General features: G+C 47.5%; 21 protein-coding genes and 2 riboswitches. Of the genes, 15 read left to right on the plus strand and 6 right to left on the minus strand.

Translation table 11 applies throughout. From position 1 onward, the window contains the following. Positions 1-21: 21 nt before the first annotated feature. Genes gcvPB through gcvT form a run of 3 tightly spaced genes read right to left on the minus strand, consistent with a single transcriptional unit; the run spans position 22 to position 3,964 of the window. Complete coding sequence (gene gcvPB, locus AC58PV_RS17875; RefSeq protein WP_497433584.1) at positions 22-1,479, minus strand: aminomethyl-transferring glycine dehydrogenase subunit GcvPB; 1,458 nt, start codon at positions 1,477-1,479, stop codon at positions 22-24. Then, the gene (gcvPA, locus tag AC58PV_RS17880; RefSeq protein WP_497433585.1) at positions 1,476-2,834 is read right to left on the minus strand and encodes an aminomethyl-transferring glycine dehydrogenase subunit GcvPA; all 1,359 of its coding nucleotides are present in this window, start codon (positions 2,832-2,834) and stop codon (positions 1,476-1,478) included. The genes gcvPB and gcvPA overlap by 4 nt, the downstream gene beginning before the upstream one ends. Before the next feature lie 35 nt (positions 2,835-2,869). Beyond that, positions 2,870-3,964: a glycine cleavage system aminomethyltransferase GcvT gene (gene gcvT / locus AC58PV_RS17885; RefSeq protein WP_497433739.1), complete on the minus strand. Its 1,095-nt coding sequence runs from the start codon at positions 3,962-3,964 to the stop codon at positions 2,870-2,872. A gap of 90 nt (positions 3,965-4,054) precedes the next feature. Continuing rightward, positions 4,055-4,175, minus strand: a riboswitch (glycine riboswitch). A gap of 1 nt (position 4,176) precedes the next feature. Next, positions 4,177-4,273: riboswitch (glycine riboswitch) on the minus strand. Between the two features lie 197 nt (positions 4,274-4,470). Here gcvT and gcvH point away from each other — a divergent pair. Together gcvH and AC58PV_RS17895 are read left to right on the plus strand one after the other, a co-directional pair. Continuing rightward, the gene (gene gcvH, locus AC58PV_RS17890) at positions 4,471-4,860 is read left to right on the plus strand and encodes a glycine cleavage system protein GcvH (protein WP_497433586.1); all 390 of its coding nucleotides are present in this window, start codon (positions 4,471-4,473) and stop codon (positions 4,858-4,860) included. Positions 4,861-4,905: 45 nt separating this feature from the next. Further along, entirely contained in the window at positions 4,906-5,502 is a 597-nt protein-coding gene (locus AC58PV_RS17895) for a sulfite oxidase-like oxidoreductase (protein WP_497433588.1), read from the plus strand. A 371-nt stretch (positions 5,503-5,873) separates the two neighbouring features. Here AC58PV_RS17895 and AC58PV_RS17900 read toward each other — a convergent pair whose 3' ends face one another. Then, positions 5,874-6,713 carry an AraC family transcriptional regulator gene (locus AC58PV_RS17900; protein WP_497433589.1) on the minus strand — a complete coding sequence of 280 codons (840 nt, stop codon included), beginning with the start codon at positions 6,711-6,713 and terminating at the stop codon, positions 5,874-5,876. Positions 6,714-6,825: 112 nt separating this feature from the next. Here AC58PV_RS17900 and AC58PV_RS17905 point away from each other — a divergent pair, with 112 nt between their 5' ends. The 11 genes from AC58PV_RS17905 (at position 6,826) to AC58PV_RS17955 (ending at position 20,936) form a co-directional block, all read left to right on the plus strand. Continuing rightward, entirely contained in the window at positions 6,826-7,749 is a 924-nt protein-coding gene (locus tag AC58PV_RS17905) for an aldo/keto reductase (protein ID WP_497433590.1), read from the plus strand. Further along, complete coding sequence (locus AC58PV_RS17910) at positions 7,746-9,698, plus strand: DUF8034 domain-containing protein (protein ID WP_497433592.1); 1,953 nt, start codon at positions 7,746-7,748, stop codon at positions 9,696-9,698. The genes AC58PV_RS17905 and AC58PV_RS17910 overlap by 4 nt, the downstream gene beginning before the upstream one ends. Continuing rightward, positions 9,689-10,522 carry an amidohydrolase family protein gene (locus tag AC58PV_RS17915; RefSeq protein WP_497433593.1) on the plus strand — a complete coding sequence of 278 codons (834 nt, stop codon included), beginning with the start codon at positions 9,689-9,691 and terminating at the stop codon, positions 10,520-10,522. The genes AC58PV_RS17910 and AC58PV_RS17915 overlap by 10 nt, the downstream gene beginning before the upstream one ends. An 8-nt stretch (positions 10,523-10,530) precedes the next feature. Continuing rightward, the gene (locus AC58PV_RS17920) at positions 10,531-11,160 is read left to right on the plus strand and encodes a hypothetical protein (RefSeq protein WP_497433594.1); all 630 of its coding nucleotides are present in this window, start codon (positions 10,531-10,533) and stop codon (positions 11,158-11,160) included. 223 nt (positions 11,161-11,383) lie between these two features. Continuing rightward, a complete protein-coding gene (locus AC58PV_RS17925) occupies positions 11,384-13,219 on the plus strand; it encodes a sensor histidine kinase (protein ID WP_497433596.1) in 1,836 nt (611 codons plus the stop codon). Further along, entirely contained in the window at positions 13,209-14,732 is a 1,524-nt protein-coding gene (locus tag AC58PV_RS17930; RefSeq protein ID WP_497433598.1) for a response regulator, read from the plus strand. Before AC58PV_RS17925 ends, AC58PV_RS17930 begins: the two co-directional genes overlap by 11 nt. A 296-nt stretch (positions 14,733-15,028) precedes the next feature. Continuing rightward, positions 15,029-15,889: an ABC transporter permease gene (locus tag AC58PV_RS17935; protein WP_497433741.1), complete on the plus strand. Its 861-nt coding sequence runs from the start codon at positions 15,029-15,031 to the stop codon at positions 15,887-15,889. A gap of 17 nt (positions 15,890-15,906) precedes the next feature. Beyond that, on the plus strand, positions 15,907-16,788 hold the full coding sequence (locus tag AC58PV_RS17940; RefSeq protein ID WP_497433599.1) for a carbohydrate ABC transporter permease: 882 nt from the start codon (positions 15,907-15,909) through the stop codon (positions 16,786-16,788). A 47-nt stretch (positions 16,789-16,835) separates the two neighbouring features. Then, entirely contained in the window at positions 16,836-18,506 is a 1,671-nt protein-coding gene (locus tag AC58PV_RS17945) for an extracellular solute-binding protein (protein WP_497433600.1), read from the plus strand. 56 nt (positions 18,507-18,562) lie between these two features. Next, positions 18,563-20,023 carry a sulfatase family protein gene (locus AC58PV_RS17950; RefSeq protein WP_497433602.1) on the plus strand — a complete coding sequence of 487 codons (1,461 nt, stop codon included), beginning with the start codon at positions 18,563-18,565 and terminating at the stop codon, positions 20,021-20,023. 250 nt (positions 20,024-20,273) lie between these two features. Beyond that, a complete protein-coding gene (locus AC58PV_RS17955; protein WP_497433603.1) occupies positions 20,274-20,936 on the plus strand; it encodes a FusB/FusC family EF-G-binding protein in 663 nt (220 codons plus the stop codon). A gap of 119 nt (positions 20,937-21,055) precedes the next feature. Here the strand turns inward: AC58PV_RS17955 and AC58PV_RS17960 are convergent, their stop codons facing one another. Both AC58PV_RS17960 and AC58PV_RS17965 read right to left on the minus strand, forming a co-directional pair. Then, complete coding sequence (locus tag AC58PV_RS17960; RefSeq protein WP_497433604.1) at positions 21,056-21,706, minus strand: hypothetical protein; 651 nt, start codon at positions 21,704-21,706, stop codon at positions 21,056-21,058. A 141-nt stretch (positions 21,707-21,847) separates the two neighbouring features. Then, positions 21,848-22,873: a deaminase domain-containing protein gene (locus AC58PV_RS17965; protein WP_497433605.1), complete on the minus strand. Its 1,026-nt coding sequence runs from the start codon at positions 22,871-22,873 to the stop codon at positions 21,848-21,850. Positions 22,874-23,184: 311 nt separating this feature from the next. Here AC58PV_RS17965 and AC58PV_RS17970 point away from each other — a divergent pair, with 311 nt between their 5' ends. Together AC58PV_RS17970 and AC58PV_RS17975 are read left to right on the plus strand one after the other, a co-directional pair. Continuing rightward, positions 23,185-23,724, plus strand: a complete 540-nt coding sequence (locus tag AC58PV_RS17970) for a DUF2199 domain-containing protein (RefSeq protein WP_497433607.1) — start codon at positions 23,185-23,187, stop codon at positions 23,722-23,724. A gap of 204 nt (positions 23,725-23,928) precedes the next feature. Beyond that, positions 23,929-24,357, plus strand: a complete 429-nt coding sequence (locus AC58PV_RS17975) for a GNAT family N-acetyltransferase (protein ID WP_497433608.1) — start codon at positions 23,929-23,931, stop codon at positions 24,355-24,357. Positions 24,358-24,372 lie beyond the last annotated feature (15 nt).

Genomic DNA, 24,372 nt, shown 5'->3' on the forward strand with positions numbered 1-24,372 from the left:
GGCGATAGTCAGGTGTACATTTTACCCGCAAGTACAGTTCAGAACCGGCTTCCGAGCGGCCAATGCCTCATCCATCCGACTGACGACGGTGGTGTATGGCGCATTTTTAACCAACTCGGGAGTCTCTTCTGCTTCTTTGGCGATGGCGATCATCGTATCGATGAAGCCATCCAAGGTTTGCTTGCTTTCCGTTTCCGTTGGCTCGATCATGATGCATTCTTCCACGCTGAGTGGGAAATAGATCGTTGGCGGGTGATAGCCGAAGTCGAGTAGTCTTTTGGCAATATCGAGCGTACGGACGCCCAGCTTCTTCTGGCGATTCCCCGACAGCACGAATTCGTGCTTACAGAAGCGGGGATGCGGCACATCGAAATAAGGTGTTAACCGAGCGAGCATATAGTTGGCGTTCAGCACAGCAAATTCGGATACTTTGCGCAAGCCTTCCGGCCCAAGTGTGCGAATGTAAGTGTAGGCACGAACGAGAATGCCGAAGTTGCCGTAGTAGCCTTTGACGCGGCCGATGGACTGTGGATAGTTGTAGTCAAAATAGAAACTGTTATCCTCCCGCTTGGCGACAAGCGGTGTCGGAAGAAAAGGGATCAGCCGTTCTTTGACGCCGACCGGTCCTGCACCTGGTCCGCCTCCGCCGTGCGGGGTGCTCATGGTCTTATGCAGGTTGAGATGGACCACATCGAAGCCCATGTCACCTGGACGTGTGATGCCCATAATGGCATTCGCGTTCGCGCCATCATAGTAGAGCAGTCCGCCTGCCCCATGCACGATTTCGGCGATCTCGACGATTTGTTCTTCGAACAAACCGAGTGTGTTCGGGTTCGTGAGCATGAGCGCAGCGGTATCGGAGCCGACGGCACGGCGCAGCTCGTCAAGATTCACAAGGCCGCGTTCATCGGATGGGATGGTCACAGTTTGGAAGCCAGCAACGGTGGCACTGGCTGGATTGGTGCCATGTGCGGAATCAGGGCAAATGACCTTGGTGCGGTGCTCGCCGCGACTTTCGTGATAAGCACGAATCATCATGAGCCCCGTCCATTCGCCATGGGCACCAGCCGCGGGCTGCAACGTTACGCGATCCATGCCTGTGATGGCTTCGAGATCATGCTGGAGATTGTACAGCAGCTCTAGAGCCCCTTGTATCGACTCCTCCGGCTGATACGGGTGGATATGAGCAAAACCGGGGAAGCGGGCGACGTCTTCGTTGATTTTGGGATTATATTTCATCGTACACGAGCCGAGCGGATAGAAGCCATTATCTACGCCGAAGTTGCGTCTGGAAAGCGCCGTGTAATGGCGGATGACATCGACTTCATACACTTCGGGTAGGTCTGGTTCTTGCTTCCGGCGAAACTTGGCAGGCAGAAGTTCGTCGATACTCACGTCGGGGACATCCGAGTCGGGTAAGGAATAGGCGACGCGTCCAGGATGACTCATTTCGAAAATAAGCGCTTTTTCGTTGTTCATACGAGTTCCTCCAATGCGGCTGCGAAGGCATCTATATCTTCGCGAGTTCGTTGCTCGGTGACGGCGATTAGCATATGGCCGGCTAGCTCGGGGTAATCGCGGCCGAGATCGTAGCCGCCGATGATATTGCGCTGGAGGAGCTGACGATTCAGCTCCTCGATGTTCGTGCCGTCCGGCAGCTTGACGGCAAATTCATTGAAGTAGCTGCCTGCGAACGGCAGCTCCAGCTTGGATGACGCGGTTAGTCGGTCCGCCGCATAATGGGCTTTGCGGACGTTCAGCGTGCCAACGTCCTGAATGCCTTGCTTGCCCATCGTGGACAAGTACACGGATGCGCAAAGCGCGAGCAGCGCCTGGTTGGAGCAGATATTCGACGTGGCTTTCTCACGTCGGATGTGCTGCTCCCGCGCTTGCAGCGTAAGGACGAAACCGCGCTTGCCATCGCGGTCCACGGTCTGGCCCACGATGCGCCCCGGCATGCGGCGCATCCAGCTCTCCGCGACGGCGAAGTAGCCGCAGCTCGGCCCTCCCAGCGCAGCTGGGATGCCGAGTGGCTGGCAATCGCCGACGACGATGTCAGCGCCGAGCTTGCCCGGCGCTTCGAGCAGCCCGAGCGTGAGCGGATTCGCGCTCACGACGAGCAGTGCGCCCGCGCCGTGCGCGAGCGGCTCCATAGCCGCGATATCCTCCAAGCAGCCGAAGAAATTCGGCGATTGGAGGATGACGGCGGCGGGTTCGCCGCTTGCGACCTTGGACGCGAGGTCGTCTAGATCGGTTACGCCTACGGATGTAACCGCGATCTCGACGACGTCCAAGTTCAGCCCGCGGGCGGTCGTGCGCAGCACAGCGCGCGCCTCCGGGTGCACCGCACGGGACACGAGCAGACGGCTGCGCTTCGTCGCGCTGCTGGCTAGGGCACCGGCTTCGGCCAGCGCCGTTGCCCCATCGTACATCGAGGCGTTCGCCACGGCCATGCCGGTGAGCTCACAGATGTACGACTGAAATTCAAAAATCGCCTGCAATTCCCCCTGGCTAATCTCCGGTTGATAAGGCGTGTACGCGGTGTAGAACTCCGAGCGTGAGATCACATGATTGATCACCACCGGAAGGTGATGATCATAGATGCCAGCGCCGAGGAAGCTGGCGTACCGCTGGAAATCCGCATTGCGCCCCGCCAACTGGCGCATATATCGGAGTAATCCCTGTTCACTGAGCGCATGCCCCACTTGCAGTTCACCCTGAAACCGAACCCCCTGCGGGATATCGCTAAACATCTCTTCCATTGAGGAGATGCCGATCGTTTCCAACATTTCCTTTTGATCCTGCTCCGTAATAGGTAAATAACGATGTTTCATAATCGAAGATGCTCCTTCCGACCCGGATTCGGGGATTATTTCTTTTTATGAAAAGGGGTAGTCACGACTGAAGCTTTCACTTGCGCGCCTCTAATCTCGACAAAGATTTCCGTACCTAGAGCGCTATATGCGGAATCGATCAGGGCTAAGCCCACATTCGTTTTGTACGTTGGAGACTGTGTCCCTGTTGTTACTTCACCAATCTGTTTACCTTCGGCGTATACGGCGTAATGCGGTCTGGGGATTCCGCGCTCTTGCATTTCAATGCCGACAAGCTTGCGGGTCACGCCATGTGTTTTTTGCTCGAGGAGGGCATCACGCCCTATGAAATCACCTTTATCCAACTTTACAAAAAAGGAAAGTCCCGCCTCCAGCGGCGAAATCTTCGAGGATAGCTCTTGTCCGTATAGGGGAAGACGCGCTTCAAAACGAAGCGTATCTCGAGCTCCTAAACCTGTCGGAATGAGCCCATGCTCTTCACCAGCCTCGAGGAGTTTCCGCCACAATGTCACGGCATCCTTTTGATCCACATATAACTCGAAGCCATCTTCACCTGTATACCCTGTGCGGGATACCAACGTGGTTACATCGCCTACTGTCACATCTGCAAGGAAATGGAACGTCTTCAAGGCTTGAATTGGAGCATCAGTCAATTTGGCTAAAATGTCTACGGCCCGTGGCCCTTGCAGCGCCAGCAAGGCAGTCTCATCAGAAACATCAGTCAGTTCGACCTCACCTGTCAGGTGCTGCTGCAGCCACGCGATATCTTTTTCAATATTGGAGGCATTGATAACTAGCATATAGTCATCGTCTTTCAGCTTATAAACGAGCAGATCATCGACCACACCACCGTCAGGGTAGCAGAGGAGGCTGTACTGGCACTGGCCTTCCACCAGCTTAGCCACATCATTCGTCGTAACGCGTTGTAAAAATGCCAAAGCATTCACGCCATGTATACGTAATTCCCCCATATGCGACACATCAAAAAGCCCAGCTTGCCCCCTGACAGCGTCATGCTCCTTTTGAATGCCAGTGAACTGCACAGGAAGTTCCCAGCCGCCAAAATCGATGATTCTCGCGCCATACTCCGCATATACCGGGAAAAGCGGTGTTCGTTTCAACATGCGTATAACCTCACCTACAATCGACTTTTATCCGTTGGTAGTATTGCCGGAAATGCCAAAAAAGAGCAAAAGGTATGCAACACAAACATACCTTTTGCCCCTGTCCTTTGTACCTGAGAGTTGCCTAGAACGAATGAACTTCTATGCTCAACCGTTTAGTTTCCCCTTGGGTGTTCGATTCATCGTGCTTACTGATTCCTCGAAGCTCTCCAGAGTCGCGTCCGACACAGGTCCTTTTGCCTGAGAGATTCACCACACCTGGCTTACTCCTTCGGCGCCGCCATCCTACTCAGCAGTCTCTCCCTGTATCCTCATTCGCCAATATTTAATTGTCTTAGTATATTCATTATGCGCCTAAATTGGTGTAGATTGTCAACAGTAACTTTTGTACTTGTGGATCAGCAGTGGATCTGTATGCTCGTTTCACTTCATCTCGGAGGTCCATCTTGACTTTGATGTTCGCAGTAGATTAAGCTATAAGCAAAATTTGTAAGTAAGTGAGGCGTGGACTGATGAGCAACGTACAAGCCAATTTGTTATACACCAAAGAGCACGAGTGGGTAGAGAAGCTATCGGATACGGTGGTTCGCATAGGGATTACCGAATTTGCACAAGATCAATTGGGTGATATTGTATTCGTCGAGCTTCCGAAAGTTGGTGCTTCTGTTACAGCGAATGAAAGCATTGGGAGCGTGGAATCGGTCAAAACGGTTTCGGATATTTTCTGCCCCGTATCAGGAAAAGTAACGGCTGTGAACAGTACTTTAGAAGGTTCGCCAGAGCTAGTCAACAATGCATCTTTCGGTGAAGGTTGGATGGTTGAAGTAGAAATTTCGGGACCGGAAGCATTGGAAGGTTTATTGAACGCTGCGGAATACAGCTCCTATATCGGTAACGACTAGGTTGTTCCGATTTCTATGGAAGTAGAACAGATGGAGGTTTTTTCCATGCAATTTGGTCAAAAGCTGCCGCAAGACCCGAACGACCGCGTTCCTCCTGGGCAAACGCTGACACAAGGCTGGCCTGTGTTGCACTATGGGTCTGTCCCCTACTATAACGATATGAGCCTATGGGATTTGCGTTTGTTCGGCTTGGTGGAGGAAGAGTTCACCATCTCGTACAAGGATTTCATGGCGTTGCCGCGCAAGGAATTTACGAACGATATTCACTGTGTGACCACATGGTCCAAGTTGGATAATGTGTGGGAAGGCATTGCTGTGTCGGAACTGATGAGCAAAGTGAAGCTGAAGCCGGAAGCAACCCATGTCATGCTGCATGCGGAGCATGGATGGACGACGAATCTTCCATTGGAAGATTTCCTGTTGGAGACGTCTTTTCTGGGTATCCGACATAATGGTGTGCTGCTAACACCTGACCATGGAGCACCCGTGCGAATGGTTGTACCGCATTTGTATTTCTGGAAAAGTGCCAAATGGCTGCGCGGCATCGAATTCATGGCGAAGGATAAGCCGGGCTTCTGGGAGCGGAACGGCTATCATATGTATGGAAATCCCTGGAAAGAGGAGCGCTACGATTTTGATTAACAATTCAAAAACGTAAGTGCCAATTAATAATTATTTGCGGGTATGAATAGAGTATGTTAGAGTAAATATAACAAAAGAGACGGATTCGCGGTCCGTCTCCTGCACAACACTTGGATGGAGACACTCCGAGTGACATACCGGAAATGAATAACCCCTACCCTTGGCGCTAACCTGAGTGGGGTTATTTTCTTTTCACATAGGTTAAAAGTGCGAGAATAAACATCCCGAACAGCATTAACTCATGAAATGAAAATGAGATAGGCATTACCTCCTCTCCGGAGGATGCCGACCACCCAAGTTCAGTTGTACGAAAGCTATTATACCAATTATCGCCTATCATCGATAGGCTTATTTTTCATTTTTGGAAATAATCAGGAAGTTTCATAGGGGGTAGTTCCGCTCTCCAATCTGGCCTTCTCCCTGTATGCCGATGGGGATAGACCAATTGTCCGTTTAAACATGCGCGAAAACATGAGAGGATCTTGGTAGCCCACGGACTGGGCTATTTCGGCGATCCCGAGAAGCTGCCTGCGGAGAAGGCGGCAAGCTTTTCTCATCCGAACGTCGGTTAAATATCGGTAAGGGGACATAGATAGGCGCTGCTGAAAGAGACGGCACAAGTACTTGGTATCCAGTCCTACATGCTCTGCAATTTCGTGGAGACCAATGCGATCAGCATAGCGGGTGTTCATAAAGGAAACGGCATTGCGAACGTGGTGTCCAACATCCGCTCTAAGTGGCGGTGCATCGTCCGGTATGGCCAGCGTTCCGAATATTTGGTACAGCAGAGCGGTTAGAAGGAGCTCCTTAGCCGGTTCATTTCGCAGGCGCATTAAATTGTGAAATAGAGATTCAACGGGGAGTGACGAATCAGCCCCACGAACGGGAGATAGGACTGTAAATCCAGCCAACTCGACCAGACGGGTGGCTAATGTCCCGACAAAACCGAACCACGAGTAGCTCCAAGGCTCATCCGAATTGGCACGATACGTGTGGACGGTGTCCGGCATCACGAGAAACAGTTCGCCAGGACCGATCGGTTCCGTTCGGCCTCCCGTCGAGTAAGTGCCATACCCGCTGTGAATGTAATGTAGGATGTACATATCTCTTACGCTGGGCCCGAATGACATGTCAGGCAGGCAACTTTGCGTACCAACTTCAAGAACGGCTAGATCGGTTAAACCGATCGGTTCTGTATAAATAAATTCCATGTGTGTGTTCACCTCTTCCTCAAATAGAGAAGATATGCCATAAGATGGGGAACTCTAGCTATTTTGATTATAAAGGATGAACACTACAATTTACAGTAGGAGGGATATAGAAATGGAGTATACTACATTCGGCCGCACCGGACTTCGTGTATCGAAACTCGGGCTTGGCGGTGCACCCCTTGGCGGGGTTTTTGGACCTACAGATGAACGCGACATCGAGAAGATGATCCATGAGGCGTTGGATAGCGGCATTAATTTTATTGATACAGCACCGAGCTATGGCAGAGGTGAGTCAGAACGTCGAATCGGCAGTGCGCTGAAAGACGGCAGGAGAAACGAAGTTGTGTTGGCATCGAAGGCAGTAGGACCGGGAGAATCGTTCGATTATGCGACGACGATTCGCTCCGTTGAACATAGTTTGGAACGGCTTCAAACCGATTGGATTGATCTACTGCAAATTCATGATGTGGAGCAAGTTCCCTATGAAACGATTGTGAACGAGACACTTCCTGCCCTCGAGAAATTGCGGGAAGACGGAAAGATTCGCTATATCGGCGTTTCAACAAGAATTTTGTCACTTCTAGAGCGGTATATTCGGCTAAATCGATTTGACAGCATCCAGTTTTATGCGAGATATATGCTGATTGATCATACGGCGAAAGATGTAGTGCTCCCGCTCGCAGCAGAGAAGGAGATTGGGGTTATCAACGGCAGTGTGCTCGGACTTGGCTTGCTTGCGGATACGCCAGCGCCATTTCTGCGGCCCAATCTCATCGACGAAGCATTGAAGCGGATGGAGCAGCTGGAGTTCTTGCGCAAAACAGCACCACACGGTCTCGTTGAGCCAGCGATGCGTTTCAGTCTGTCGCAACCAGCCATACATGTGACCTTGACCGGAGCTGCGACGACGGAAGTGCTGCGTGCGAACTTGGCATTTTGCGATGGGCATGGTTTGGATCCCGAAGAGCTGGAGCGGGTGTATGCGTTATTTCAGGGTCGTAGTTTATTTCCAGCTGAAAAGGAGGAAGAAAAGTGACCAAACAAGGAAGCGTGTTGCCGAGGATTGTAGCCCAAGAGCGAATGGTTCCACCAGAATGGGCGCTCCAGGAACAATGGTTGTTTACGACATTGAACCAGGCGGCGAAGGAATTTGTGGCCCGTTACACACAACCGGATGGGAGCTTGATCTGGCAGAAGGAATGGCCGGGTATGGACGGTTCGGATGATCCTTATGAAGGGTTCATGAATCTAGCACTGCTTTATGTGCTGGGGGGCAGTCGTGAGCTCCATGACGTATCGCGTAAGATTTGGGAAGGGATTACTTGGCAATGGACGGAATATGGGCAAATTCACCGTGAATTTGATGCGTACTATGATTGGATGCATCATGGTGAAGGTTATTTATTTCTCTACTTCCTCGGACTAGCTGGCCCTGTTACCAACAAGGACAAGCAGAGGGCAGTGCGTTTTGCCAAGATGTATACGGGGGATGATCCTGATGCTCCCAACTATGATAAGGCGCAGAAGTTGATAAGGTCCCCATTGACCGGAAGCAAAGGTCCGCGTTTCACAGTGTCAGAAGAGGATTGGGTCACGCATCGCAGCATTCTCGATCACTATCCTGCACCGTATGAAGATATTCCTGGTGTCGATTTTGCGAGCGGTAAATGCCCTTGGTCTAATGATGAGGTCTATCAGAAGATGATTGCGATGATGAATGAGCGAATGAACCGGGGAGACGTTCCGCTGAATTTGAATGCAACCGGAATGATTACGCACGCCTTTATGCACACGGGAGATAATGCCCTTCAAGATTGGGTAATCGAGTATCTCGCAGCATGGGAAGAACGTACCCGTACTAACGAAGGCATTATTCCCGACAATATCGGACTGTCAGGCATCATCGGCGAGTACAACGATGGCAAATGGTGGGGAGGTTACTATGGATGGAGATGGCCGCACGGCTTTATGACCATCATTGAGCCTCTGACGAACGCGTGTATGAATGCTGTATTACTTACGGGAGACATGACCCAGCTTACGCTAGCTCGTTCCCAACTAGATGCCAACTGGGCGCTGCGGCGGGAAGAGAACGGCCAGGTTCTCGTACCTAATAAGCATGGGGATAACGGCTGGTACGATTGGCGGAAGGCGTTGCCGAAGTATCCCGTTTATCTGTGGACCATGTCCATGGATGACGAGGATTTAGAGCGGTTAGAACGGATTCCGAAAGATCATGATTGGAATGAAATTACGGTGCCGGTCGTATCGGGAAGAGATAGCAAGACAGGAAGGGAAACGAAGCACTATATCGGCAATACAGAGCCTTGGTTCCAGTACATTCGTGGGCTCAACCCAGACTATCCGAAGCGGATACTGGCCGCTAACATGGAGCTGATTGGTCGGCAGTTGGAGAAAATGCGCTCGGATCAGGGCGACCCGCATGGGTGGAAAAGCGACTTTGCTGACGGTGATTTCTCTAACATTCATATTTGGCAGGAAATGTGCCCGATTTATTTCGAATCACTTGTACAACTAACATTGGGTGGACCGATGCACATCTCGCATGGCGGTTTGCAGCATGCTCGCGTGCGCTACTTTGATTCCCAGGAGAATAGACCAGGTCTTCCGCAAGGCGTGTCAGCACTAGTGGAGGCGCTTACAGTAGATAGTGTGACTTTGCAGCTATGTAACACCAGTTTATTTGACGAACGCGAGGTCGTCATTCAGGCGGGAAGTTTCGGTGAGCACGAATTCACCAGTGCCCAGCGAATCGACGCAGAAGGCTGCCCTGTACCGGGATCGCAGATAGAGCTCGAAGGCAAATGGCTAGCCGTTCAGCTAGCCCAAGGATCAGGCATTAGGCTGCAACTTGGCATGAAGCGTTACGTCAATTCGCCAAGCTATGAGATGCCGTGGCCGAACCCGTACGCCGCCGATTTACTGGCCGGACGCAGGGGAGATGGGGTTACGTCATGTACGTAGACAGTCACGTTCATTTTTGGCAGCCCTCGCGTATGGATTACGGTTGGCTGAAGTCTGAGAATGAGCTGCTCTACAAGGATTACTTGCCAGAAATGCTGCTGCCGGAACTAGGTGCTTTCGGTGTGAAGGGACTCATAGCTGTTCAGGCCGCCGTTAAGATGGAGGAAGCGGCATTCCTGCTGGAGTTGGCGCAGTCTTGGCCGATTATATCCGGCGTGAGCGGAGGACTCGATCCGTTCGCGGATCATTTTTACGATCAGCTCGCATCCTTGAGGGTCAATCCACGCTTCACCGGCATTAGACTTAACGGCAGCGCATTTCGGTCTGTACGGTCGGAGGCTGAGCAAGTCAAACTCCGGTCTGCCCTTGCTGAATTGATGCAAGCGGGGCTTACGCTGGATCTGCTTATACAGCCTGATGACCTTGTAGATGCAGCAGTGTATTTAGAGGAGCTGCCACAGCTCAAAGTAGTCGTCAACCATCTCGGTTGTCCTAACATCCGAGATCAGGGGATGGAACCGTGGCGAATCGGTATGGAGCGGCTATCCCGGATTCCCGGCGTAGCGGTTAAATTGTCTGGCATGATTACGATGGCAGGTGGTTCCCATCCTGAAAGGATTCGACCCTACGTCGAACAGTTGGTGCCGCTGTTCGGTTGCGATCGGCTGCTGTTCGGCAGCGATTGGCCGGTCGCCTTACAGGCAGGAGGCTATGGAGACGTCATCCATTTGTTCGAAGCGGTGCTTCCAGATAATCTTACAGAGAAGGAGAAGGGAATGATTCGCGCGGGCAACGCAAGCCGATTCTACCCGATACTGACATGATAAGAAAGATGTACAGGTCACAAGTGCTGGCAGGATGCGAAGCGAGCTTCGCAGTCGCGTTGGCTGAAGCAGCCGTCGGCTGGGAGCGCAAACTTCGCGAGCAGGGTATCTTGAGCTGCTCGATCTTCACCAAGGAGAGCGGCGTATTTGTTTACTTGGAAGCGGCAAGTGAAAGTTGCGAATGGGAATGGCCGAAGGCGTGTAGGGACCTGTTAGAGACATGGCCGGGTTGGGGAAGCGAAAAGCGGTACGCTGTTCCGATGCTTGATATTTATCACGATGGGGAGCCAGAAATCAAGGAAGCCCGATATGATAGAGGCAGCGAACGACTCGGTATGCTCGCGCGTCTGAAGCCGTCGAAGTACAGCAGCTACATCTTCTATCATTATGCCATGCAGGAGGAGAAACCGAACTGCTTTAATCCGACCTATATCATCGGAACGCACGAGGAATTTATCTTCTCGTATTACGAACATCCGTCTCCTGCATTTGAGAACGGAGCAACGCGAAGGACATGGCCAGCAGCGATTACGCCAGAGAATTGGCACGACGTGATGCAACCACATTTTATTCCCTGGTCGGAGAGTGAGCAGGGAATGGTTTTATGGGAAAAAATGAATAACCTCTTGTCATTTTAATAACTGATCCTATAGCGCATAAACATTCCTTCTAAACAGGAATGTTTGTGCGCTATTTTGCTGATTTCAGATGGAAATGTAACGGATAGGAACGGTAGATACGCTAGCAGGAAGATCTCAAATGTGACTACTCACACGCAAGTCATCCACTTGACAGTTGTAGATCTATTTGAGAATAATAGAAATGTTTCAAAAGCAGCTCCTAAGGAATGGATGTGACTTCATGAAATTGGTTCGCAAGAGTTTTTCTCAGAAGCTGATCGTTAGTCTGGCTGTTATCATATTGTTCACGTTTGCAGTATCCGGGTACATTACGTATAGAATTCATCTCAAACTGTTCACTGAGGAGATCAGCGAACAGTTCTCAAAGACCAATGAACAGGCAGCGGCGAGGTTGGATTTGCAAATTAGGGATATTTACCGAATCTCAAATTTTGTCGTGTTTCATCCGTATGTCCAGCAGGTACTTGAGCGTTCTGCTCAGACGGAGCAGCGAGAAACATATACCCAACTTTCTGACCAGGATGAGCTTAACGATTTGCTATTTCAAGTGAAATATGACGAGCCGAAGTTGACTGCTATGTACCTATACGACGCCAAGGAGAATGGCTTTATTTTCAGCGGAACGAATAGGCTATCAACGAACTTAACGAAGGAAGCGTTTTCACAAATAAAAGCGTCTTTAGAAGGCTCTTATGGTAATCTCATTTGGTTTCCCTTGCAGGTAAAGAATTCGGAAGCGGCTTCGGGATATCAGACTTTTTTTGTTGCAGCACGCCAAATGAAGACCGTTCAACAGAATCCCTATGGCATTATGGTTATGTTGTTCGACCAGTCGCTCATATCCGAATATTTGATAGATTTGGTCAAGGATGAACAAGCCAACGTTTTTCTCTATGATAAAATGGACAATCTTGTCTATAGCGACATGACGAATTACGATGAAGCGCCCGTTCCTGGCAGCGTTATGAACCGCAGCGTAGGGCTCGTGGATGGCGAACCGTACTTAAACGCGAAGAGCCGCTCTGGCCAAGTTGATTTTACATTAATTAGCCGGGTATCACTTGACTCCTTGCAATCGCGAAGTGGCATCATTCTTCAAGTGAATCTGTTAATCGGAATTGTCAGTTTGCTCCTCGCAGGCTTGCTGGTGACTTGGGCTGGCCGTAGGCTCTTGCGACCGCTTCGCGAGTTGGTACAAGGGATGACGCGGATGCAAGCTGGCGACATGCAGACCCGCATGGAAGTGCGCACGGATGACGAGTTAGGTTATTTGGCTCGCAGATTCAATTCTATGGCGGAGCATGTGGATTCATTAATTAAGGAAGTCTACGAGCGCCAACTTAGCGAGCGGGAGGCGGAGCTTACAGCGCTGCAGGCGCAATTAAATCCCCATTTTTTGCATAATACACTTGATAGTATCTACTGGATGGTTTATTTAAAAGACGATAAGGAGACGGCTGGACTCGTTGTCTCGCTCTCTGACATGCTGCGGTATGCGTTGGAGCCAGCCGAGACGGACACAACGTTATATGATGAATTCAGCCAGATTCGCAATTATTTGAAAATACAAAATCATCGTTTCGGCCATCAACTGGAGACAATTGTAAAAATGGAGGAAGGCATTCAATTTACGCGTATACCTCGGCTTATTTTGCAGCCTTTGGTTGAGAATGTGTTTGTCCATGCTTTCACGGAAAAGCCTTCCGCCCAAGTGCTTGCCATCCGCGCTTATGTAGGGGAAATGTGGGAGGATGCATCTGCTAAACCAGTACCAGCTATTATTATCGAGATATTTGATAATGGCAAAGGAATGTCGAGTGAGATTATACAGAAAGTAATCGGTGCAGCTGAGGCGGGCAGGGGGCAGGTTGCTTATTATGACAGCACGCCATCGAAAGACAATCGGAGACGTAATCACATTGGGCTTCGCAGCGTTATAAGGCGGCTTAACTTGCTTTACGACAAGCCTTATGGATTGCGAATTGAATCTGAGCTGGGCATTGGTACGACGGTTCGCATGTACTTGCCAATGGGAGGGGAAATAGATGATAGGTAGTATTTTAATTGTAGACGATGAACCATTGATCCGTAGAGGACTTACGAAGTTGATCGAGACCAACGAGTTAGGTTGGAACGTAGCCGGTGAGGCTGGGAATGGGAAAGAGGCGCTTCAGCAAATTGAGCACTTAAAGCCAAATCTGGTTCTCACGGATATCCGAATGCCGGTGATGGACGGGCTCGAACTAACCCAACACATCTCTGAACACAACAGCGAGACTGCAGTTATTATTTTGACGGGCTATCGTGATTTCGAATATGCGCAGGCTGCACTGCGCTACGGGGTGAAAGAGTTCCTACTGAAGCCATGTGCGGAAGAAGAGATTTGCAGAGTGCTTCGTCAAGCCAACGAACAATTCAGGATGAAGAACGAATTGCGCCAGAGGGAAGTTAGAGAACAACGTGTTAGTGAGGATTATACGTTGCGGTCAGCGCTGCTGGGGTTGCCGCGACCGACAGGCGAACGATTTCAAGAAATGGATTGGATCGTTGGCCTTGATTTCTGGGTAGTTCATGTAGAGACGTTCCTGCCAGAAGGTAAAATGTATCGTGCCGATGATGTCGAACTGCTTCAGTTCGCTATTTGCAACATCACAGCAGAATTAATGAAGTCCCAAGGGATTAAAGGGCGATGGACAACGGTAGAATACGGAAGATTTGCGTTTTTCCTAGAGTTGAACGACGCCAATAAGGACTTCTTCCAAAAATTGTTTGCGACTGTTCATTCCCTGTTGGGACTTCCACTAAGCGTGTTGCAATTAGGCTCAATTAACTCCATTTGGGATGCGGTGAAACGCTTTAATGAACACAAAGAGGGTTCATCCTTTCTGCTCGTCTCTAACAACAAGACCGTATTTGACGATGAAGCGAGAATTCGAGCGATTCACGCAGAAATCACCTCATTGCTGCTACTTGGAAAGCATGCCGAAGTTGGTGGAATTCTGAAAGCAAGCTTCCAGGGCAAGCCAGAAGAATCGCTAGCACATAGAAAAAGAGAAGCGCTGTGCCTAGCGATGGTGGTTCAGCAAGTGATGCGCAAAGACCTTGAGTTGGACGTGCAGACGGAGGACATCGGTTCTGAGCTTGAGGAACTTCGTGTACTGCTCTCTCCCTCAGAAGTAGAGGCATGGGTTGGGGAGCGAATTGCCTCGCTGGAGCAAGCAACGGTCCAATGGCTAGAGGAAAGGAATAGCGGTGTTGCTGAACGCTCTATTCGATATATGGAGCAGCAATACATGGAGGAGTGCAGCCTTGCGACCGTTGCTGCACATGTGCATCTGAATCCGAACTATTTCAGCAATCTGTTTAAAAAACAAACAGGTGAAAGCTTCAGTGGCTATCTAACCAAGCTGCGCACGGACAAGGCCAAAATGCTGTTAACGAACACGGATATGAAGATAGCCGAGATCGCTGAAGCGGTAGGATACGCGGATTCGAACTATTTTGCCACAGCCTTCAAGCAGTCGACCGCGCATACACCAAGTGAATACCGCAAGGTGCATCGCATTTGAGATTACGTTCCTGCCCCTGCCGATATGGCATGGGGCTTTTTGACATCCTATGGATGGCAGATCATACTTCCTGTAGATATTCAAGATATGCCCGTAGAGATTGAAGGTTTTACTTGGACCATCGGATTTATAATGAGGGTGTGAAACAAACAGAGAGGAGTTGCAACGTCATGTCTACCGCGCCTATCTCCAACAAAACCGCCGGCACACAAGTGGCGTCCATACATGCTGACGAATTGCAGCGCAGGACAAGGAAGGCGGCCCGCCGCCGAAGATGGAAAGCGAACATTCCGCTAATGCTGCTTTTTATTCCCGGGGTGCTGTATTATGTATTATTTAAGTATCTTCCTATGGGTGGCCTCATCATTGCCTTTAAGGATTATAACTTTTATGACGGTGTGTTTGGCAGTCCTTGGGTCGGCTTTAAGAACTTCGAAATGATTTTTAATCAGCCACAGACGCTAAATATCATCCGAAACACGGTTGTGTTAAGCCTGTTGAATGTATTCGTCGGATTTCCATTTCCTATCCTTCTGGCGATTCTGCTCAATGAAGTTCGGAAATCATGGTATAAGAGAACGATTCAGACCATTGTATACCTGCCCCATTTTTTCTCATGGGTTATTATCGGCGGTTTCGTCGTCACTTTATTTGCAACGGAGTCAGGTACAATCAATCATATCTTACAGGCTTGGACTGGCAAGTCGATTCCATTCTTGTTCAGCCCTGGCTCCTGGATTGGTATCTACCTAGGGTCTGGAATATGGAAGGAAATGGGATTCAGTGCGATTATTTACTTGGCGGCATTATCTTCCATCGATCCAAGTTTGTATGAATCAGCCGGCTTGGACGGAGCGAATAAGCTTCAGCAGATCAGACACATTACAATTCCTGGTATTAGCACAACGATCGTTCTGATGTTTATTCTCGCGATGGGGCGCATCATGGAAGTGGGTTTCGATCACATCTACGTTCTGCAAAATTCAGTTGTTTCGAATGTGTCCGACGTCATCAGCACGTATCTGTATAGAGTCGGCTTGCAGGGAGCACAGTTCAGTCTCACTACCGCGATGGGTTTGTTCGAATCCATTGTCGGCTTAATTCTAGTGCTTAGCGCCAATGCGCTTGCACGTAAATTCGACCGCGGGCTCTGGTAGCTTTAGGAGGGACAATAATGAGAATATCTTCAGGTGAAAAATGGTTCTACGCCATTAATAATATTGCGTTGGCTCTGCTAGGGCTGACCTGTCTGTTTCCGCTAATCAACACGATAGCAATCGCATTTAGCGACACCGCGGCCATCGAAACGGGGAAGGTTACTTTCTATCCAGTTGGTTGGCACACGGATGCTTTCGTCTCTCTTTTCAAAGGTACGCGCATCGTTTCTGCCTTTCAGAACAGTATCATCATTACTGTCATTGGTGTTGTCTTGAGTATGACGGCGACGATCATGACCGCTTATCCAATATCTCGTCGAATTTTCTACGGGCGCCGTTTCTTTACACTGGCTATGGTATTTACGATCCTCTTCTCAGGGGGGCTCATACCGACGTATTTGGTTGTTAAGTCTCTCGGTTTGATGAACTCCTATTTCGCCTTATGGCTGCCTGCGCTCGTAAGCACGTATAACATGCTCGTCATGCGGACGTTTTTCGAGAATATCCCCGATGAGATTGATGATGCTGCAAGAATTGACGGTTGTTCGGAGATCGCTTACTTGGTTCGTATCGTACTTCCGTTATCTTTACCGGTCATTGCAACTCTAACCTTGTTCTATGGCGTCAGCTACTGGAACATGTTCATGAACGTATTGATTTATATTCATGACACAAGTCGGTTTAACTTGACTGTACTTGTCCAAAATATGATTCAAAGCCAAAGCTTACTGCAGGAGCTATTAAATAGCGGTGTAACCTCAGGTGTACAATCGCAGGTTGTGCCAGAGTCATTAAAGGCGGCAGGTGTACTGGTTGTTGTTCTACCAATGCTTGTGGTATATCCATTTCTGCAAAAGTTTTTCGTAAAAGGTGTTATGCTTGGTTCCGTCAAGGGCTGAGCTCGCAATCATACAAACAAACTTATCGAGTTGAGAGGGGTTATCGTATGAAAAAGCATCAATGGGTTACAGGCATGCTGATGTTTACTTTAGCGGGAGGGACATTGCTGGCTGGCTGCTCGTCCACGAATAAAGGCGATTCTGGGAAATCTGGCGAAGGCGAGGCGAAAAAGAACATTACCGTGTCTATCTACGATCGGGGGAATGTGTCGCCGGACGAAGGGACGATTGAGGAGAATCGTTGGACGAAGTGGATCAATGAGAATGGTCCGGCCAATGTCAAATTCGTAGCCATCCCAAGGGCTCAGCCGGAAGAAAAGATTAACGTACTGTACGCTTCAGGAAGTGCGCCAGATCTGCTGTTCGAGTATGCGCCAAAAACGAAGGATCCGCTTCAGCAGCAGAAGCAGTTCATGCCACTTGACGAATTGATTGAGAAATACAGTACCGAATATAAAAAAGTGCTGCAGGATAATCCTTCTTTGAAGAAGGCGGGTACGAAAAGCGATGGAAAGTTATACTATTTCGGGAAAGTGAACTGGGTTGAACCGAACCGTGGGTTACTGATTCGGACGGATTGGTTGCAAAAGTTGGGCCTCTCTGTACCGCAAACAACGGAAGATTTGTACAAGGTATTGAAAGCGTTCGCTGAACAAGACCCAGACGGAGATGGCAAGCGAAATACGTACGGCATTTCGTTAAGCAGCAATTCCAGTTACAGCCTCAAGCAATTATTCGGGGCGATGTCCAAGTGGGTGGTAACAGACAATCAGTTGAAACTAGATTGGGACCGTCAGAAAGAGTATTTCACGTTTGCAAAGCGTCTGTATGATGAAGGCTTGATCGATAAGGATTTTACCACAGATACGAATGGCGCCAAAGCGAAGCAGGATTTTCTTACGGGTAAGGTCGGTATTTACGGATTCCTTACTTCGGATGTTGTGAAGGATACGCTTCTAGGGACGATTAACCCTCTGAAGAAGAACGTACCGGGCGCTGACGTTACATTCATGGCGTATCCAAAGAGTCCGTTCGGAGCCTTCGTGCCGACATTTAAGAATCCCGTTCAAATGACGGCTGCAGTTAGTGCGACGACGAAAAATCCAGATGCCGTCATCAAGTACGTAGATTTCCTACTCAAAGATACAACGACGAAGGCGCTCGATTATGGTCAGGAAGGGACGCACTATAAGGTAACAGACGGGTGTGCGGAAATTAATGATGCCAACAAATTTAAGAAGGAAGTATCCGACCTTACGCTTGATATGAGAATGCTGGAAAACAGTGGTAATACGTTTAACAAGTGCGATGTGCCTCTTGTCGCATTCAAGAGTGATCCCAATAAAGACCAATATCAAAAAACGTATGATTCATTCCGCGAGACTTACATGACGTTTGACCGCAGCTATCCCGAGTTAACGCATTCCGAGCACATGCCGACACCGCCAAAAGACATCTTTAGCGTGGAATCTAATTTGGATAAAGCGATTGGTGATATGTGGTTGAAAGCGATAGTCAGTGGTCCAAAGTACTCCATTGATCAGGCGCTTAAAGATGCGCAGGCTGCTTGGAACAATTCAGGAGGCAAACAAGTCGAGGATTGGTACAAGCAGTGGTACGAAACAGAAAGCAAGAACTCGATCTTGTCTTCCGACATATTCGATATTGCTAAAAAACAAAATGAGCAGTATAAAAAAATTATGCAAGATCTTAAATAATAAAGGGAATAGGGCAGAGGATATCCTCGAGCCCTTTTTCATTAGGAGGTATTGTTTTGAAGACGATAATGATTCTAATGGATTCTTTAAATAGGCATTATTTAAACTGTTACGGTGAAACTTGGGTGCAGACACCAAATATCGACCGTTTGGCTGAGCGGGGGATCGTATTTGACAATCATTTTGCCGGTTCACTGCCATGCATGCCCGCCCGTCGCGACATCATAACCGGCAGACTTAACTTCCTCGAAACACCATGGAGTCCACTTCAACCCTTTGATGAATGCTTAGTTCGTGAACTGAGGAAACAGCGTGGTACGTACAGTCACATGATTACGGACCATTTTCATTATTTTGAGTGGAATGGAATGGGGTATCACACGGGCTTCGACACTTGGGAATTTCTAAGGGGACAAGAGGGAGATCATTGGCATCCTCGGGTACAAGATCCGGTTATTCCCGTGTACCGAGGTAAGAACAGAAGACAGGACTGGGTTAACCGCACGGCGATGAACTTGGAACGAGATGAGGATTACCCAACTCCGCAATCGTTTATGAGAGGGATTGATTTTCTCAAACATAACTATGAGCAAGATAACTGGCATTTGCACTTGGAAGTGTTTGATCCCCATGAACCTTTTGTATGTCCGCAAAAATATGTTGATTTGTATAAGGACACATGGCATGACAAGTATCATTTCGATTGGCCGAATTATGGACCGGTGGATCCTGAACATGAAGGGGAGGAGGCCATAGCCCATATCCGCAAACGCTATGCAGGTAGCCTGACGATGGCAGATGCTTGGCTTGGCAAATTCCTGGATACGATGGATGAGCTTGATCTATGGAAGGATACCACGGTTATTTTGACAACAGATCATGGGCATTTGTTAGGTGACAACGGCTATTGGGCCAAAAACTATATGTTTGACTATGCCAAATTGGCGCACATCCCGCTTATTATGTATTCACCACAGGCGGCGAATAATGGTCAGAGCGTGAAGGCACTGACAACGACCATTGATTTGATGCCTACGTTTATGGAACTGCATGGGGCCACCCCACCTCCAAGTGTGCAAGGCAAGTCACTCGTTCATTTATTGAATGAAGATCAATTACATCATGACGCGGTGCTTTATGGCTATTTTGGCAAGGATATTAACCTTACGGACGGCAGGTATACGTATTGCCGTCAACCCATCGAAGGCAGTATCGTTCACCATCATACGGCTGTTCCAGTCGGAGCTATGTCTGACCCGGAAAGCTATGCGAATGCAGAAATGGGGCGTTTCCTCAAACGAACGCAGATGCCAATGTATCGAATTCCGGTAAAATCACGCAGACATCACAATGCCACCGGCTTGCCACTCCTCTATGATTTGCTCACCGATCCGGAGCAACAGATTCCGATTCGTAAGAGGCAGATTGAAGAAATCATGGATAGCAAGATGAAGGAGCTTATGGTGCGATATGAAGCTCCAGACAGCCAATATATAAGAATGGGTCTAACTAATTAACTGGAATTTATTCCATTAGCTTAGCACTTGCGGGTGGAGTATGACCTCCCTTATAATTTACATCTATAAGGGAGGCGGTAAATATGGCAAATCATTTTGCCGGAATAAGAAGCGACTCATGCAGAGCCTTTCATTAGGGCGATCTTTGCATGGGGTGATTCGTTTATAGTGATCGCCCGAGGAAAATCGTTTCTAATTATGGGGCTTTGCAGCTTATTTTATTTTTATCAAAAATAAGGAGCTGGAAGCTATGAGTCAACCATTCATTAGAAACCATCAATATAACGAGATTAAGAAGCTAATCGGTCAGTTACAAAATGCTTGTAACTCCGTTTCCAATTTGAAAGTAGTCGAAGCGGTACGCAATGAGACAGAAGCCAAGATAAGCGGATTGTTTCCGAATCTAACCGAGCTGCACAAACAATTACTTGTGAATCTGAAACAGCTACAAACCAGTGCTGACTTTCAGCGATATCTGCATGACCTGGAGCCTTATTTAATAGAGGAATATGCGCATGTGATGGACAATCAAGTAAAGAAACTTTTCCCTAAGAACAAGAAGCTGAAAATACCCGATCTTCAAGGTATCACTTATAGATTCGCGTCATACCTGGGCTGGACCGATATTGCAACGAATAAATTATTTATTGTTTATGATCTGAACGGAAAGCTAATCGGCATTGAAGGGAAGTATACACCGACTAATAAGAAGGGTGTGTGCTTTGTGTGCAATCGGCATTCTGAGGTCGCGCTTTTCACGGCTGTGACCAAATGGAAACCGGCAGGTGCATCGCCAGATTATTACAGAGCCATTGGTAATTATTTGTGCGTCAATAGCGAGGTTTGCAACAAGAACATAACGGATGTTGAAGTATTGGAAAAATTTATTCATGGTGTGTTGGTCGGTCCGTAACGGCCGCGAAGCATGGTTAGCATGCATGTAATTGCAAAAGTTTATAGCAAAGAAGCCACTCCTGCCAATGGAGTGGCTTCTTTGAATTGTGGATGAGTCATAGGAGTGACAGTCGACTGCTATGTCGGCAAACAGCTAATGAGGCAAACCGTCTGCGCGCTCAAACATATTGGTGTACATAAAACAGCGAAGATGCCGCAGGCAGACCGACAAGCGTTCCCAATCCGATAACATTTTGCATTGCATTCGGGATCAGCAGTCGCACGTTTGCCACTCTTTGGAGTTAGATTTTTGATAACACGCTCAAGTTTAGTAAATAGTCGTTTAAGGGCAAGTTGAAGCGATTTATCGATGCTGATCTTGAAAGTTGTGCCGTCTTTGAATCTTATTTTTTGGGTACGCGAGCAAGAGCAGCCACATGGGCAACCGCTTTCAAGTCTAACGGGAACAATTGCTTTCTTATTAATGAAACCCCTAGCCGTGATGTTGTTCTTCTTCTCTTGAAGAATAAGGTTGGCACTGGAGGCACCGTTCACTCCTTTACCAAATGAAGCAGTAAGTCTGCTGCTTGTACGATTTAGAGACTGTATTTTGAAAGTTGCCAAGTTGCATGCATTCTGCGTGATGTTGAGGAAAATGTCGGAGACACCTCTACTAGCGTTTAGAACCAATTCAATATTCGCGCTTAAGATGCCTTCTTGCTTGGATTTTATGCTGGCTGTTCCAAAAAGGGTGGTCGTTCCGTTGACTGTCCGTAGCATTCCGGGCATAGCTATCCACTCCCTCCATTCGATTGGTCTGTTCTCACAATATATGTGAAACCAAGAGACTCGGTGTGGGTGAGTAGCTAGAAGACCTAGCGATTCATAGAAAGAGGGATAGACTTATCAATGGAAGCAAGAGCCTACAGGTTATTGTTTAAACTGCTGCCTTAGTGCTTCAAACTCAAATTTTTGATTCTTAATCCACTGTGAATTTGGAAAAGGAGTAGTAATATCATTCATTAATTTAAGATAATCAATAAATTGATTTGCTTTTTCCTTATTGTTAAGCCCAGTTAGGTATCCGAACGCTGTATTACTTTTAAATTTTTTAAACTCTGCATCTGTTATCCAGTCCGGAATTTTCTGCTGGATATCATCTATTTGGCTTTGCTTCGTATTTTCCTTTTGTGCTTTCTCACCTTGTTTTCGCCTGTCGTAGTCTGCAGTGGATTCCACTCTGTAATTGTACATTCCTGTGGCTTTGTTGATATTTCCTTTGTCTTCTTCTTCTCCATAATGAATTGTTCCAAAATCCTTAAGTACAACGGCAGGGGGATCTATATAATTGATGTCAATGTTGATTCCGGGCCACCGGTCTTTAAATTTTCGAGCTACAACCTGGCAAGACGTACATGAACCTTTTGTGCTTACTAGTGTTAATTCCCCAGTAATGTTCGGATTATTCTCTTTTACAAGCTTATTATCAATTTCTTGAAAAATCTGTACCTCAGAATCATTTTTTTGAGAAGGATACTTTCCTTTCTCTGCAAAATCGCGGTAATCGAACCCTTTGTTCAACGGCCTATCGACCTTCCAACCGCTTTTGTAGACACCTGTATCAAATTTAGTTGATTTCTTTTCACTAACTGTATAGTCGAGCTTACCTTTTGCAAAATTGTGGCCATCATCATGACCACTTGATGCTTCCACGACTTCTTTTTTTAGTTCCATCAAAAACTTATCTTGCGTTTCAGTCGTATTTTTCCCACCAACACGTTGAATAACTGTATTGGATTGGGACGTTAACATCTGCATCGTTCTTCTATTACCAATGGTTTGCTGCAGTTGATTTACATAGCTACCAGTTCTTCCTCCCGTCGCCCTCTGTATGATACTACTAAACGAGTTGCTCGCGGAATGGGAAACGTTACTTTTAGAATGTTGTTGAAACATAGGTATATCACCCCGAATCAATGGCATTATACTCTATAACCTACCATCCATTCCATAATATAACAATGAACGAGAAGTAGTATTTTTAGCGTAATGGATAGAAGCAAAGATGGAGGATTAGCGTGATGGGAGACGGTGCATTAGGACTATTGGACTGATTGGAAATTTGGAAATGACTGTAACTTGTAGATCATATAATTTATTATTATATGAGTGATATAAATGGGGTTAGGCAGTCGAGAGTGCGAAGTTTTGTAGGTGGGAATGAAGTGCCAAATGATCATATTAATTAGTAGGGAAGAATCTATCTTATGAAATTTTTTAAGAAAAGTAGTAATAGTTTTATCTGTTCTTGCTGTGGAAAGAAACATGATGGACTTCCAATGAGTTATGGTAGCAATGCGCCATATTATTGGTTTCAAACTATGTCAGAAGAAAGAGAAGCAAAGTTTAAGTTTTTACATGATTCTGAATTATGTGTTATGGACGAGGAGCACTTCTTTATACGTGGTAATATTGAAATACCTGTACTTAATAACAAAAGGAATTTCGTTTGGGATGTCTGGGTTTCTCTTAGTAAAGATAACTTTGAAAAAACAGTGTCGTACTGGAATAAATGGGGGAGAGAGAAGAAGTTAGAACCAATGTTTGGTTGGTTATCAACTTCAATCCCATCTTACTCAGAAGAAACTATGAATCTAAAAACGATGATACATACTCGCAAATTAGGCTCTAGACCATTTATTGAAATAGAACCAACAACACATCAACTAGCAGTCGAACAAAGAAATGGTATTACAATGCGACAGGTTCAAGAAATAGCCGAAGGTATTCTTCATATGAATGAATAGGTCGTTAATTATAATGAACTAACCAAGGTTCGCAGAAGCTTTGAAGAGTCACTCATGGTTGCTGAAGCTCACAAAGGAGAACGAGACAATGAAAAAGTACATACCCTTCGATCATGATGGTGTTCTGGTTGATATTGAGTTCTGGTATTACAAAGCGGGAGAACGCGCTCTGGCTGACATGGGTATATAGGAGTTGATAGTGATATGATTCGTGAAGCCGAACGATCTGATAGAAACCAATTGTACGAGCTCTATTGTATGTTAGTGCCAAATAGTAAAAAAATGGATGTTCTCGAAGAGCAGATTGATAGAATCAAAAGTGACCCCAATAACTTTTTACTTGTTTTTGATGAAGGCGGTGAAATAGTAGGGACCGTGACGCTAAATATATGTATCCAAGCGCTGCATGGAACAAGACCGTACGGCATTGTCGAGAACATTATTGTTCATGAGAATCATCGAAGTAAGAGTGTTGGACGACAACTTTTACAGTATGTTGAGGATTATTGTAGGTCAATAAATTGTCATCGGATAATGCTTCTAAGTAACTCAACCCGTGAAAGAGCTCATCTGTTCTTCGAACGAGAAGGATACGACGGATCAGTTAGTAAAGGTTTTAAAAAATACTTTTAATTGAGAGGCTGCCGC

The organism is Paenibacillus sp. J22FR83, from assembly GCF_059691955.1.